The organism is Dyella sp. C9 (genome assembly GCF_003332825.1).
GTDB lineage: Bacteria > Pseudomonadota > Gammaproteobacteria > Xanthomonadales > Rhodanobacteraceae > Dyella.
Genome location: NZ_QIRF01000001.1, coordinates 140,693 through 155,785, shown reverse-complemented (window position 1 = coordinate 155,785; position 15,093 = coordinate 140,693). Strand labels below are relative to the sequence as shown.

7 protein-coding genes are annotated in these 15,093 nt (G+C 66.1%); 4 read left to right on the top strand and 3 right to left on the bottom strand.

The genetic code is table 11. The annotated features are described in order from the left end of the window. The first annotated feature begins 150 nt into the window (after positions 1–150). The gene (locus DVU99_RS00705; RefSeq protein WP_114238288.1) at positions 151–807 is read left to right on the top strand and encodes a response regulator transcription factor; all 657 of its coding nucleotides are present in this window, start codon (positions 151–153) and stop codon (positions 805–807) included. A gap of 5 nt (positions 808–812) precedes the next feature. On the opposite strand, the gene DVU99_RS00700 is transcribed toward DVU99_RS00705, so the two are convergent. From DVU99_RS00700 to DVU99_RS00690, 3 genes are all read right to left on the bottom strand, one after another. Next, on the bottom strand, positions 813–4,115 hold the full coding sequence (locus DVU99_RS00700) for a PAS-domain containing protein (RefSeq protein ID WP_114238287.1): 3,303 nt from the start codon (positions 4,113–4,115) through the stop codon (positions 813–815). A 184-nt stretch (positions 4,116–4,299) separates the two neighbouring features. Next, the gene (locus tag DVU99_RS00695; RefSeq protein WP_114238286.1) at positions 4,300–5,316 is read right to left on the bottom strand and encodes a PHB depolymerase family esterase; all 1,017 of its coding nucleotides are present in this window, start codon (positions 5,314–5,316) and stop codon (positions 4,300–4,302) included. Positions 5,317–5,337: 21 nt separating this feature from the next. Then, entirely contained in the window at positions 5,338–7,563 is a 2,226-nt protein-coding gene (locus DVU99_RS00690) for a TonB-dependent receptor (RefSeq protein ID WP_114238285.1), read from the bottom strand. Between the two features lie 169 nt (positions 7,564–7,732). Between DVU99_RS00690 and DVU99_RS00685 the strand changes: the two genes are divergently transcribed. The 3 genes from DVU99_RS00685 (at position 7,733) to DVU99_RS00675 (ending at position 15,091) form a co-directional block, all read left to right on the top strand. Next, positions 7,733–9,130 carry a GntP family permease gene (locus DVU99_RS00685; RefSeq protein ID WP_114238284.1) on the top strand — a complete coding sequence of 466 codons (1,398 nt, stop codon included), beginning with the start codon at positions 7,733–7,735 and terminating at the stop codon, positions 9,128–9,130. Positions 9,131–9,482: 352 nt separating this feature from the next. Next, positions 9,483–11,333 (top strand): translational GTPase TypA, encoded by a 1,851-nt coding sequence (typA, locus tag DVU99_RS00680; RefSeq protein ID WP_114238283.1) that lies wholly within the window; start codon positions 9,483–9,485, stop codon positions 11,331–11,333. A gap of 236 nt (positions 11,334–11,569) precedes the next feature. Further along, the gene (locus DVU99_RS00675) at positions 11,570–15,091 is read left to right on the top strand and encodes a patatin-like phospholipase family protein (protein WP_114238282.1); all 3,522 of its coding nucleotides are present in this window, start codon (positions 11,570–11,572) and stop codon (positions 15,089–15,091) included. The last annotated feature ends 2 nt before the right edge of the window (positions 15,092–15,093 follow it).

Here is a 15,093-nt window from a genome sequence, read left to right as displayed (position 1 = left end):
GGAAAGATCGATTGGTCATGCCCGCCACCATAACAATCGGGAGGGCCCCTGCCATCGTACGAAAGTCCAGCACAGTGGCAGTCGTCGTCAGGTGACGTCATGACTTCCCGAACTCGACGCGGGCCTTCGTCATCGCTAACGTCAGCGGCCATGACACGCCTGCTCATCGCCGACGATCACCCCCTATTCCGTGCTGCATTGCGTCAGGCCGCGCGCGAAAGCGTTGGCGACTGCGACGTGATGGAAGCGGCCGACCTGGCCAGTGCGCTGGAATCCCTGTCGGCCGATCCGGACATCGACCTGGTGCTGCTGGATCTGCACATGCCCGGCAGCCAGGGCCTGTCCGGGCTCGCCACGCTGCGCGGCCAGTTCGCGTCCGTGGCTGTGCTGGTGGTGTCGGCGCATGACGAACCACGCACGGTGCGTCGCGCGCTCGACCATGGCGCCGCCGGTTTCATCCCCAAGAGCGCCAGCCCGGCCGAAATCGCCCAGGCCATCCGCAGCGTGCTCGACTGCGGCAACTGGCTGCCGCCGGAGCTGGCGCGAGCGGTGGCGGCGCTGCCCGTCGATCCGGTGGATGTCGACCTGGCCGGCCGCCTGGCACGGCTGACCGAACAGCAGTACCGCGTGCTGGCATTGCTCGGCGAAGGCTTGCTCAACAAGCAGATCGCTGATCGCCTGACCATCCAGGAGCGCACCGTCAAGGCCCATGTGACGGCGATCTTCGAGAAGCTCGGCGTGCGCAATCGCACGCAGGCCGGCGTATTGCTGCGCTCGCTGGAACTGAGTGAAGGCGTGCGCCTGTAGCGCCCTCAGCAGCGCGCCGCAGTCACGCGCTGCAACAGCTGCCGCAACGCCAGCGGCTTGAGCGGCTTGTACAGCACGCCCAGTCCATGATCGAGCAGACGCTGGCGCAGGTCGCCATCGCGGTCCGCGGTGAGGATCACGGTGGGTACCGTGCGCGCAGACTCGCCCAGTGCCTGCAGCACGTCGAGCCCAGTGCATCCGCCATCGAGGTGGTAATCGAAGATATGCACGTCCGGTTGCCATGGCGCGGCCTGCGCCTGTTCCAGCGTGCGCGCCGCATGCACCTGCCAGCCCCAGTTGCCGAGCAGTGCGCTCAGCGCGGACAACGCTGCCGGCTCGTTGTCGAGCACCAGCGCACGGCCCGACGGCAAGGGCTGCGGTTCGATCAAGCCCGCCGGTGCCGGTGCGTGGGCCAGCGCCCGCGGCACCACCAGTTCGAACACACTGCCCTTGCCCGGCCATGAGCGCAGGCTGATCGGATGACCCAGCAACGCGGCCATGCGTTGCGCGATCGACAAGCCCAGGCCCAGCCCCTGCCCGCCCGAGGCGCTGCCACGCCGGAACTCGTCGAAGATGAAACGCTGTTCGCCAGGCACGATGCCAGGCCCGTTGTCCCAGACCTGCAATTGCAGGCGAGCGCCCTGGCGACGCACGCCCAGCAGCACGCGCCCGTGCTCCGCATAGCGCAACGCGTTGGACAGGAAGTTCTGCAGCACGCGGCGCAGCAGCTGCGGATCGGAATGCACCCATTGCCGGTTGGCGACCACGTCGAAGCGCACGCCGCGATCGGCTGCCATCACGCGGAACTCCGCCGCCAGCGGGCCAAGCACATCGGCCAGGGCGAAGTCGCGCGGCTGCGCCTGCAGGCGCCCAGCCTCAAGGCGCGCCATGTCGAGCAGGCCGGCCAGCAGCCCTTCCGTAGCCGCCAGCGCACCGTGCAGGTGGCGTGCGGTGGCGCCGTCGCTGTCGCGCTCGGCCAACGTGTGGGCGAACAATTGCGCGGCATGCAACGGCTGCATCAGGTCGTGGCTCACGGCGGCGAGGAAGCGGCTCTTGGCTTCGTTGGCCCGTTGCGCATCGGCGGTGGCGGCGGCCAGCGCGTGGGTGCGCTCCTCTACCCGCAGCTCCAGCGTTTCGTTGGCGCGCTTGAGCGCCTCCTCGGCGCGGCGGAATGCGGTGACGTCAGTGAACGTGGCCACGAAACCGCCGCCCGGCATCGGATTGCCGCGGATCTCCACGATGGTGCCATCGGGAAAGCGACGCTCGGACAGGTGCCGCGTGCCCGCACGCATGTGCGTCAGCCGCTGCTGCACGCGCGATTCCGTTTCTCCCGGCCCTACCATGCCGCGCTCGATGTTGTGGCGCGTGAGATCGGCCACCGGCCGCCCTACTTGCAGCAGCTCGACGGGATAGCCGAACAGGCTCGCGTAGCGGCTGTTCCACGCCACCAGGCGCAGCTCGGCATCCACCACGCAGATGCCCTGGCTCATGTTTTCTAGAGCCGCTTCCAGCACGCGCTGGTTGAAGCGCAGGTCCTGCGCCGCCTCGCCCACGATGGCGGCCACCGTGTCGAACTCCTCTCGTCGCTGCTGGCGCATCACTTCAAGCAGCAGGCGCGCGGAGGATGCACCGATCACCGCCGCCAGTTCATGCTCCACCGCCGCGATGCGTGCACTGCCGGCCACGCCGCTGGCCGGCGCATCGGCGAACAGGTGCGCGACCCGGTCCGGCGGCAGGAAACGCGTGGCCAGCGCGCGCAACTCCGCCAGGCCGATGTCCCCCATGCTGGCCGATCGTGGCGCCCGGCCAAAACGCGAGCTGGCCACGACGAACATGGTGGTGACATTGGCCACCAGGCTGAGCACCACCGCGCGCCCCAGCCGGCTCCAGTCGTCCAGTCCAAGCAAGCCATCCGGCGACAACCACGACCAGCCGAACGGCCCCGCATGCCACCAGGCCGGCCCATGCGGCTCTATCGACGGCAGCAGCACGTACAGCCATACCAAGGTGCCCACGGCGAGGCCCGCCGCCACCGCTCGCGCCCCCAGCTGCGGCCGGTACACCGCCGCCAGCAGCGCCGGCGCCAGGCCGGCCAGTGCCGAGAAGGAGATCGCGCCGATGTCGGCCAGCGCATCGTTGCGCGCCAGCACCCGACTGTAACCCCAGGCCAGCAGGATCACCGCGAGGATCGCCATGCGGCGCTGGTTGAGCACTTCGCCGCGCAGGTCGCCCTGTTCGTCGCGGCCCCAGCCTGCGCGCACGCGCAAGGGCGCGATGAAATGGTTGACGATCATCAGGCTGAGCGCCAGCGTCGCCACCACCACCATGCTGGTGGCTGCGCTCAGGCCGCCGAGGAAAGCCAGCAGCGCCAGCCCGTGCTGGTCGCGCGCCAGCGGCAAGGCCAGCACGTAGAGATCGGATGGCACGCCACCCGGCCCCAACCACGCATCGCCCAGCCGCGCCAGCGGCAGGATCGGCAGCGAGATCAGCAGCATGTACAGCGGAAACAGCCAGCGCGCCGTGCGCAGGTGCTTGCCATCGCGGCACTCCACCACGCCGGCATGGAACTGGTGCGGCAGCGTGAACATGGCCAATGCACCGAGCAGGATCAGCGCGGGAAAGCCGGTGCTGTCGTGCTGGCTCGCCGCACCTTGCATCAGGTGACGGCTGCCCGGCGCCAGCACCAGCGTGCCCAGCGCCAGCATGGCACCCAGCTTGAACAGCGACTCGAACGCCATCGCCAGCACCAGGCCGCGGTTGTGCGCCATGGCCGAAGCGCGACGCGTGCCGAACAGCATGGCGAACAAGGCCATCAGCAGCGCGACGTACAGTGCGCTGTCCTGCCACGGATCAGCCTCGGACAGCTGGCCACGGCTGAGCATGCCATAGCTCATCGCCACCGCCTTCAGCTGCAGGGCGATGTACGGCACGATGCCGATCAGCACTACCACGGTCACCAGGGCGGCCAGCCCGGTATGCCGCCCCAGCCGCACGGCGATCAGGTCGGCCAGCGAGCCTGCGTTGTAGTCACGCGCCAGCGCCACCAGCCGCCGCAGTATGCCGATGGCGAACACGTACATCAGGATGGCGCCGACGAAGGTGGGCGGCAGCCACCAGCCGGAGCGACTGGCCTGGGTAACCGTGCCATAGAAGGTCCACGAGGTGCAGTGGATGGCCAGCGACAACGCGTAGACGATGGCCCAGCGACGCTCGAACAAGGCCGGGCGCCGCTCGCCGATCAAGGCCACGCCGAACAACAGACCCAGCCAGATCAGTGCGGCGGCGGTAATGGAGCTGGCGGTCAGCATGCAGAAACGTCGCGCCCTCTCCCCTCTGGAAAGAAGACGGGGGTGAGGGGCCGGGCTGGCCCCAGCGTTCCATTCCTGGCGGCGCCCAACTTGGACACGCGGCGACACCGTTCGCGGCGCTCGAGCTCCGCCACAAGCACCCGATCCTCACCCCAACCCCTCCCCCACATGGGAGAGGGTGTGATCAATGAGGCAAGCCCATCGCGCGAACGGCATCGACCAGCCAGCGCAATTGAACGCCCTGGCGGCTGTCGTAGTTGTCGCCGGAATATCCCCACCAGTCCCAGCATGCCTGCGGATTCAAGGGCGCGGTACTCGCGCGGGTTTGAGGATACAGGACGGCGACATCGTAGGCGTCGGCCCAGCGATTGAAGCCGGCGTCCTTCACGAAGGCCTCGCCCACCGCATCCGCGTTCTGCTTGCAGCCATGAAACGCCACCAGCAGTCCGCAGCGCTTGCCTGCCAGGCAGTCGGGTGGCAGGTAAACGTAACCGGAGGGCGCGAGAAACGCATCGGCACCGTCGGGACGATAGGTATCCTGGTTGAAGCGACGCAGCTCGCCCTTCGCCTCCCTGGCGGCATGCGCGGGCGGGCCATAGAGCTGGGCGAAAATCTCGCCCGCTGCATCGAAGTTGCAGTGGCCCAGGTACGGCGATACCGACTTCTCGCAATCATCGCCGCTGGCGGCAATCGGCAAGTTGTGCGCGAAGGCGCGCCCGCCGTCGTCATGCACTTGTAATCCCTTGAGCGCGGGATCGCTATCGCGCAGCAAGGTGTAGAAGCGCGCTGCGGACTCGGCCACCACCGGTGCCACCACCGTATCGTCCTTGCCGTGCAACAGGTACACCTTCCCATGCGCGAGTGCCTGCAGCGAACCCAGTTCACCTGCCTTCGAACGCTGCCTGGCCTTGGCCACCAAGGCCGCAGGGTCGGGTTCGGGCGCGCCCTTCATGCACGTGCTCAACGCCAGGTCGAGCCGCCCAGCCGAGCAACCGAACGGACCGCCGGCCACCAGTGCCGCCGACGGAAACAGCTCCGGGTACGCCAACTGGGCCTGCGTGGCCATGTAGGCCCCTGAAGACAGGCCCGCCACGGCCACCCGCGACGGGTCGAGCTTCAGCGCCGGCAGGGGCGCATCGGCGGCCCATGCGGTGCCTGCCAGCATCAACAAACCCCCCATCAGGCTGGACCAGCATCGCATGGGACTCTCCTTGGAAGTGGATCAGAAGGTATAGCGGGCCGACAGCGTGACCATGCGCGGCGGGCCGTAGAAGCCGGTGACGATGCCGAGCGCGGCGATGTTGTAGCCGGTGGTGCGGTACGACTTGTTGGCCAGGTTGGTGCCTTGCAGGCTCAGCGTCCAGGGCTTGTCGATCTGCCAGATGATGCCGGCATTCCACAGGCCATAGCCGGACTGGTAGATCAGCGGCGACAACGTGGTTTCCGGATAGACGCCGGTCTGGTAGGTGTAGTTGATGCGACCACTGATCGTGCCGCCATTGTCCAGCGGAATGCTGTGCTCCAGGTTCAGGCCGCCGGACCACTTCGGCGCGTTGGTGAAGCGCTGGGTATCGGCGATGTTGACGCCGCCGCTTTCGAAGTCGGTGTACTTGGTGTGCAGGTAGGCCCAGTTGCCGCTGAAGGTCCAGTTCTCCGCCGGGGTCCAGGCGAACTCCTCTTCCCAGCCGTCGATGTGGCCCTTGCCGGCATTGGTGAAGTCGCCGAAGAAGCCCTGTGTGCCATTGGCCAGCGTATAGGAGGTGAACACCGAGAGCTGGATGTTCGAGTACACGTTGTGGAAGAACGCCGTATTCATCATCAGCGAGTCGTCGAAGAACGACATCTTGCTGCCGAGCTCGTACGAGGTGACCTTCTCGTCGGCGATAGGACGGCACGACTCCGGAATGGCCGAGCAGTTGGCGCGGATGTTGTAGCCGCCGGAATGGAAACCCTGGCTGAAGCTGGCGTACAGCTTGATCTGGTCGGTGGCGGCGTAGTCCAGCGACACCTTGGGCGAGGCATTGTGCGAAATATGCGAGCCGGAGAAATCGGCCAGCGTGGCGATGGGCGTGCTGAAGGTGGCATCGGAGAACGCGTAGTTCTGGATCACCGCCGACTTCTTCTCGCTGGTGTAGCGCAGGCCCACGTCCAGGCTCCACTGCGGACTGAGGTCCCAGGTGAAGTCGCCGTAACCGGCATAGCTCTTGGTGCCGATGCTGCCGCCGGTGCTGCCGTATTGCGAATACAGCGGGTAGTACGGCGGCGAACCCAGGAAGATGTTGTGGATCTCGCCCTTGGCGGTGCCGTCGAAGTAGTACAGGCCAAACACGCCGTGCACCGCGCCACCGTTGTCGTAGTTGGCCTGGAATTCCTGGCTGAACTGGTGATCCTTGTAGACCGCGTTCACGTCCGCAATGGCCTGCGGCAAGGTGTCGAAGTCAATGTTGGAATCGGTCGAGGAACCGCGATAGGCCGAGATCGACTTCAGGGTCCAGTCCTGGCTCACGATCCAGTTGAGGGTCAGCGCGGTGCCCCACAGCGTGGTGTGGTTGAGCTGGGCCATGCCGCTGCGCGTGTCGTAGTCGCTCGACAGCGGCGCATAGCCGGGGTCGAACGAATTGGGCGTCAGCATCTTGGCGCCACGCGGGTTGGAGTTGTCGCGCAGGCCATCCACCGACAACTCGGCGTTGAAGTCGCTGCTGGGAAAAAAGCCCAGCGAGGCGCGCGCGGCGTTGCTGTTCTTGTTGCCGTTGCGGCTGTCGGTGAGCAGGTCCTTGCCGTAGCCGTCGTTGTGCTCGCTGGCGTAGGCGATGCGGCCACGCCACACGCCATCGGAGGTGGCGCCGCCGATGGCGCCCTTGATGTCCTTCTCGCCGTGCGTGCCCACCGTGCCCTCCAGCGAGCCCTGGGTCTGCGTGGGCAACGGGTTGGACACGTACTTGATGGCGCCGCCGATGGTGTTCTTGCCATACAGCGTGCCTTGCGGACCACGCAGCACCTCGATGCGGTTCACGTCGAACACGTCCAGCATGGTGCCCTGCGGACGAGCCATGTACACGTCATCGAGGTAGATGCCCACCGCCGGATCGAAACCCCAGGTCGGGTCGGCCTGGCCGATGCCGCGCAGGTAGGCGGTGAGCGTGGTGTTGGAGCCGCGCGCCGCATAGATCTGCAGCGACGGCACCTTGCCCTGCAGGTCCGACAGGTTCTGCACGTTCTGGTCGAACAGCGTCTGCGCAGTGAAGGCGCTCACCGCGATCGGCACGTCCTGCAGGGTTTCCTCGCGCTTGCGCGCCGTGACCTTCACGCCCTCCAGCTGCTTGGCATCCGCCGGTTTGGCGGCGGTGGCCGAACTGCTGTTCTGCGGCGCGTCCTGCGCCTGTGCCGATGCCAGACAGGACAGGCCAACCGCCAGGCCGATCGCCAGACTCAGATGCGTGCGTTTCATAGCTCCCCTCGCTTTGACGCATCCTGCGGACCCAGGATGCCGAATGCCGTGGAGCTTAGGCAGCACCCCGTGCGACCACACTTGTACCTTCGTACAGTGCCGCCGCCGCGCGCCGCTCCGGATACTCGCCGCCCAACGACGCCCGCTTCAGGCGTCCAGGGAATCGACGATGGCATTTCTGATCGTGCTGGCCGCGCTTTGTTTTCTGATGCTGGCAGCCTACCGCGGCTATAGCGTGATCCTGTTCGCGCCGGTCGCCGCGCTGGGTGCGGTGCTGCTCACCGATCCATCGCTGGTGGCGCCGATGTTCACCGGCCTGTTCATGGACAAGATGGTCGGTTTCCTCAAGCTCTACTTCCCCGTGTTCATGCTGGGCGCGCTGTTCGGCAAGCTGATCGAGCTGTCGGGGTTCTCCAAGGCCATCGTCGCGGCCACCATCGGGCTGGTCGGCCGCGGCCGCGCCATCCTCTCCATCGTGATCGTGTGCGCGCTGCTCACCTACGGCGGCGTGTCGTTGTTCGTGGTCGTGTTTGCGGTGTATCCGTTCGCCGCCGAGCTGTTCCGTCAGTCGGATATTCCCAAGCGGCTGATCCCGGGCACCATCGCGCTGGGCGCGTTCACCTTCACGATGGATTCGCTGCCGGGCACGCCGCAGATCCAGAACATCATTCCCACCTCGTTCTTCGGCACCAACGCCTGGGCCGCGCCCTGGCTGGGCACGCTGGGCGCAGTCTTCATCCTGCTGACGGGCCTGCTCTACCTGGAGTGGCGCCGGCGCGCGGCCGCAGCGGCAGGCGAGGGTTACGGCAGCAACCTGGTGAACGAACCCGCGCCATTCGAGGACGCCCGCCTGGCCCACCCATGTGTGGCCCTGCTGCCGCTGGTGCTGGTGGGCGTGTTCAACAAGCTGCTGGGTGATGCGATTCCGCGCTGGTACGGCGCCAGCCACAGTTTCGTGCCCGCGGTGATCGGCGAGGCCAAGCCGGTGGTGCAGGAGATTTCCAAGGTGGCCGCGATCTGGGCCGTGGAAGGGGCGCTGCTGCTGGGCATCGTCTGCGTACTGGTGTGCGCCTGGCGCCCGGTGGCGCGGCGCTTTGCCGAGGGCAGCCGTGCTGCCGTGGGCGGTGCCCTGCTCGCCTCGATGAACACCGCGTCGGAATACGGCTTTGGCGCGGTGATCGCCGCCCTGCCCGGCTTCAAGCTCATCGCCAATACCCTGCACGCCATCCCGCACCCACTGGTGAACGAGGCGGTGACCGTCACCGCCCTGGCCGGCATCACCGGCTCGGCCTCGGGCGGCATGAGCATCGCCCTGGCCGCCATGGCCGACACCTTCATCCGCATCGCCCAGGCCGCCGGTATTCCCATGGAAGTACTGCACCGGGTGGCCGCCATGGCCTCCGGCGGCATGGACACCCTGCCGCACAACGGTGCGGTGATCACCCTGCTGGCGGTCACCGGCCTGACCCACCGGCAGTCCTACCGGGACATTTTCGCGGTCACCGTCATCAAGACCGTGGCGGTGTTCGTGGTGATCCTGGCCTACGGGCTGACCGGCCTGGTCTGAACCCTCTCCCCGGTGTTACTCCCCTTCGGCCCGCCCCTGGCGGGCCGCTTTCTTTGCGCCCGTCAGGGGCCCCGATGGGTCGCAGAAAGGCGCTGGATTCCCGCTTTCGCGGGAATGACGGGATCGTATTTCTTGCCGTTTCGCCCCCAACTTGCCTCACCGTCATTCCCGCGAAAGCGGGAATCCAGCGCCTTTGGCCCCCAGTGCGCCGCACCGCCATCCATGCCCGCCGACCACCCTGAACGGATTTGTTAAGAGCTTTCAAGCAAGCTGTCACATAACCCCGTATAATTCTCGGGTTATCCCTTCAGAAACCTCACGCGACGGCCTACGCGCCGCCCGAGCTGACCTCATGTCCATCGAAAATCTGCGCAATATCGCCATCGTCGCCCACGTCGACCATGGCAAGACCACGCTCGTCGACCAGCTGCTCAAGCAGTCCGGCACCCTCAACGAGCGCACCGTGCTCGCCGAGCGCGTGATGGACAGCAACGACCAGGAAAAGGAGCGTGGCATCACCATCCTGGCCAAGAACACGGCCATCACCTGGACCAACCAGAAGACCGGCGCCAAGAACCGCATCAACATCGTCGACACCCCAGGCCACGCCGACTTCGGCGGCGAGGTGGAGCGCGTGCTATCGATGGTGGACACCGTGCTGATCCTGGTCGACGCGATGGACGGCCCGATGCCGCAGACGCGCTTCGTGACGCAGAAGGCGTTCGCCATGGGCTTCAAGCCCATCGTGGTGGTCAACAAGGTCGACCGCCCGGGCGCCCGTCCGGAGTGGGTGGTGGAGCAGGTGTGGGATCTGTTCGACAAGCTCGGCGCCACGCCGGAGCAGATGGAATTCCCGATCGTCTACGCGTCGGCCCTCAACGGCTACGCCTCGCTCGACCAGGACGCCCGCGAAGGCGACATGACCCCGCTGTACGAAGCGATCATGGAACACGCTCCCAAGCCGGACGTGGATCCGGAAGGCGCCTTCCAGATGCGCATCAGCCAGCTGGACTACAACAACTTCGTCGGCGTCATCGGCATCGGCCGCATCCAGCGCGGCACCCTGAAGAAGGGCATGCCGGTCGCCGTGATCGACCGCGAAGGCAAGAAGCGCCAGGGCAAGATCGGCCAGGTGCTCGGCTTCCTCGGCCTGGAGCGCATCGAGCAGGATTCGGCCGAGGCCGGCGACATCGTCGCCATCTCGGGTATTCCGGAGCTGACCATTTCCGACACCGTCACCTCGCTGGACACCCCCGAAGCCCTGCCGGCACTGAGCGTCGACGAGCCGATGATCAGCATGACCTTCCAGGTCAACAACTCGCCGTTCGTCGGCAACAAGGACCTTTCGGGCGGCAAGTTCCTGACCAGCCGCCAGCTGCGAGAGCGCCTGGACCGCGAGAAGGTCCACAACGTGGCGCTGCGCGTGGAAGACGGCTCCGACGCCGACAAGTTCCTGGTCTCGGGCCGTGGCGAGCTGCACCTGTCGGTGCTGATCGAAAACATGCGCCGCGAAGGCTACGAACTGGCCGTGTCGCGTCCGGAAGTGATCATCAAGGAAATCGACGGCCAGAAGATGGAGCCGATCGAACAGCTGGTGGTCGACATCGAAGAGCAGCACCAGGGTGGCGTGATGGAGCGCCTGGGCATCCGCAAGGGTGACCTGAAGAACATGGTGTCGGACGGCAAGGGCCGCGTGCGCCTGGAGTACCTGATTCCGGCGCGTGGCCTGATCGGCTTCCAGAACCAGTTCAAGACCCTCACCCAGGGTTCGGGCCTGCTGTTCCACGTGTTCGACCATTACGGTCCGTACACGCCGGTGGCCATCGCCAAGCGTCCCAACGGCGTGATGATCGCCAACGCCGGCGGCACCACCCCGGCCTACTCGCTCGGACCGCTGCAGGAGCGCGGCAAGCTGTTCGCCGCCGAAGGCGACTCGGTGTACGAAGGCCAGCTGATCGGCATCCACGCCAAGGACAACGACCTCACCGTCAACGCCATCAAGCCCAAGCCGCTGACCAACATGCGCGCCTCCGGCAAGGACGATGCGATCCAGCTCACCCCGGCGACCAAGTTCTCGCTGGAGCAGGCGCTGGACTTCATCGACGACGACGAGCTGGTCGAAGTCACCCCGAAGGAAATCCGCATGCGCAAGAAGCACCTGACCGAAAACGATCGCAAGAAGGCGTCGCGCAGCGCAGGCTGATTGCCACGTAAAGGTATCGGCAAAGGCCACCGCAGGGTGGCCTTTTGCTTTTGTCCGCTGACAAAAACATGCTTCAACGACGAATGGCACGGCAACCTACGCCATTCAGCCGATAGGCCGGTGCATCCGGCCGTGCTGGACTGTCGAGGACGGATACCTGCCGCAGGGGAGGCGCCAGGTACCCCATGCCCGGAACCTGATGCGACTGGCGTGGCGCATGCCACGGGGTCTTGCAGATGACGACCCACGAGCACTGGAAGCCCGAAGACGTACTGCAGCCTGACGAGCTGAAGGCTTTCCGCGCGCGCCGGGCGAAAGCGGCGGTGGCGAACGACGAACCGGCGATCGGCCTGGCCCTCTCCGGCGGAGGCATACGCAGCGCTACGTTCTGCCTTGGCCTGTTGCGCGCCTTGGCGAAGAACAAGGTATTGCACCGCGTCGACTACCTTTCGACCGTGTCGGGCGGCGGCTATATCGGCGCCTCGCTGGGCCGTTTGTACAACGGCACGACGGGCACCCCTTCCCGCGTCGAAGCCGGCCTGGCTGACGACAACTCGCTGCTGCTGTGGTGGCTACGCAGCAACGGTCGCTACCTGACCCCTGCCGGCTGGGCCGACATGCTGGTGGCCATTGCCGGACAGCTGCGCAGTTTCGTGGTGACCCAGTTCGAGGTGCTGATCCTGGCCCTCATGCTTGGTTGCCTGATCACCCTGCCCCACATGCTTGCCGGCCTGCTGATCGTCCCCGGGTCGGGGGCGACCTTGCTCGCGAGCCCATGGTGGATTCTCGCCATCCTGCTTGCCGCGTTTGCCTTGACGGCGGCCTATGCGTACTGGTTCCTCGGCCAGCAGCATGGCGCAGGCCTGTCCACCGCGCTCCTGGCCGCGGTGGTTGGCATTTACTGCGCGTACGTCTCAAGGCCGCTTGCAGACGCGCTCAGACTCGCACCTGGCTCGCCGCTTGCCGTTGACGTCCAGAGCCCCATCGCGCCGCTGGTCTGCTCGGTGGCGCTGGTATTGGCTGTTGCGTTCCTGCTCGCGCCGGCTGGCTGGGCGTGGGCGAAGATCGCCGATGCTACGCGCGGAGAGGAGCGCAGCCGGCTGCAACTCACGCGCCTGCTCGGCCAGTGCCTGAAGCTGGGCATGGCGGTCGTGATGCTGAGCGCGATTGACACCTTCAGCTGGTACATCGCCTACGTGGCCAACTCCGTGCTCAGCGGCCAGATCGCATTGCACCTTGGCACGAGCGCCGGGCTCATCGCCCTGCTGGTTGCTGCCGCACGAATTGCCTTGCCAGCCATACAAAAAACAAGCACGGCGAAGAAACTCCCCCTGACCAAGATCGCCAACGCCATCGGCTTGCTGCTGGTGTTCTTCATTGCACTGTTGTGGACATCCCTGGTCCAGCTGTTCGTGCTGTCCAGGGACGCCAACTTCGCCGGCCTCCACCTGGGCACGGCGTGGCAACGGTGGTTTGGCCTCTTCGGTGTCTGCCTCGGCTACGTGCTGTGCAATGGCTTCAGCCTGCAACAGCTGAATCGGTCTTCGCTGCACTTCTTCTATCGTTCGCGACTGGCCCGCGCCTATGTGTCGGTCGGCAACGATGGCGCGGGCTCCCAGTCCGCGTCCAAGCCGCGCTTTCCCACCTCGGTGTTGGGGGAGCGTACACGCATCAACACCACCGAAACCGAAGAAGTCACCGAACTGCTCGATGGTGACGACGTGAACTTCGTGGCCTATTCGCCGCATAGCCACGGCGGCCCCATCCACCTCATCAATTGCTGCATCAACCAGACCATCGACGACCGTATTGGCGCCTACAACGCCGACCGCAAGGGCATCAGCCTCACAGTCAGCTCGCTTGGCGTGGAGACGGGTACGCAACTGCCTTCCACGACGGCCGCCCCGACGTGGGCCCGCGCCACCCTCGCCCAGTGGGTGGCGATTTCGGGCGCCGCCGTCGGCACCGGCATGGGCTCGAATACCCTGCCGGGGATGGCCACGCTGATCTTCCTGAGTGGGCTGAGGCTCGGCTATTGGCAGCCCAGCCTGACTGCCCCTCCGCCCAATCGCAGCCGGCCTTATGACAAGTTCGAAGCCATCCGGCAGGAGATGTTCGCGCAATTCCCCGGACTACGGGATCGTCGCTGGTATCTGTCCGATGGCGGGCACTTCGACAATACCGGCGTGTATGCGCTGCTCAAGCGCAAACTCCCGATCATCATCCTTGCCGACTGTGGCGCCGACCCGGGCTATCTGTTTGCCGACGTCGAGAACCTGATACGCAAGGCGCGCATAGACCACAACGCAGCGATCCGCTTCATCGATCCGGCCAGCCTGTCCCCGCTGGATGGCGCGCTTGGTGCAAGCTTCGGCACGCCTGACAGCATTCAACCAGGTGCAAGCAACGAATACCTGCTGCTCGCGCAGATCACCTATGACGACGGAACGATCGGCGCCCTGCTGATCGTCAAGCCCCGCTGCACGACCAGCCTGCCGCTGGACGTGGCCGGTTATGCCGACCGTTTCCCGGGCTTTCCCCAGCAGAGCACCACCAACCAGTTCTTCAGCGAAGAGGAGTGGGAGAGCTACTCCCACCTCGGCTCCGCCCTGGGCGAGGCCATCAACATGACCACGCTCAACTGGGCCCATCAATGGGTCCGCGTGGGCGCCACCATCGGCACCAATGCGGAAACACTCTCGCAATCGGACACCGCACCGAAGTTGACCCGCGCCCAGCGCATCGCCGCCACCATCGGCACCTCCATCGGCCTGGGTGCCGTCCTCACCGGACTGCTGGCAGGCTGGCAAGTATGGGATGGCCATCCCGGCAAGGACACGACGCAACTGTCCACTTTCGCCACCGAGGCGCATGGGGTTCTCCAAGCGCTCCAATCGCACTCGCCCGAGGTGCATGCGTTCGATACGGCGCTGGACGCCCGGATCAAGTTGCTCACATCGATGGCGCGCAACTTCGCCATCGACGACGACCAGGCCCAGGCCATGCGGGACATCGCCTTCCTGCTTCAGGACCAATGCACGGACTCACTGACCAACGACCTCAGGAAGCTGTGCGACGACGATGCCATCGTGCTCAATAACGGCGCCCAGTCCAATTGGTACTGGGACGACGCCATGAACACCTATCGCGCGTTCGCCACGGCCGTTACCCAACCGCCCCCTGCCACCGTCGCATCCACGGAAAAGAACATGGCGCCAGCTCCCGGCGAGGCCGCGGGAACGCCAGCGGACACGACCGCAGCAGCCTTGCCTTCCGCGCCCATGGAAGCGCCCTCGCCCCCACCGCCTCCGCCGCCGCCCGAAGGCGTCGCATCCGCGCCGCCTGCCACCGTCATCGCGCCGATCCCGACCCAACGGTCGGCCACCCTCAGGTGTGGTGGCAATGCAGCGGAATCATTCGTGCTCTATGCGCACATCTACAGCGAAGCGCAACGCCCCATGGTGGCGGAACTCCTCTCCCGGGTTCGCCAGGTCGGTATCGCGACACCCGGCATCGAGAATGTCACCGAAACGGCAAAATCCGATAATCGCTTCGGCCCGGCCCGATGGGCGCACCCGGCCATCCTCTACCACTCGGCCAGCCAGGGCTGCGCCGAGGCGCTCGCCGATTTCCTGAGGGCGGACGGAAAGCTGCCCGACCTGCGCACCTTCGCCTTGCCTGAATCCATGGGCGGGGCATCCAACGTACTGCAGCTGTGGATTCCGTCCGCAGCCGGTGTTGCGCAAGCGAGCCCGTGACC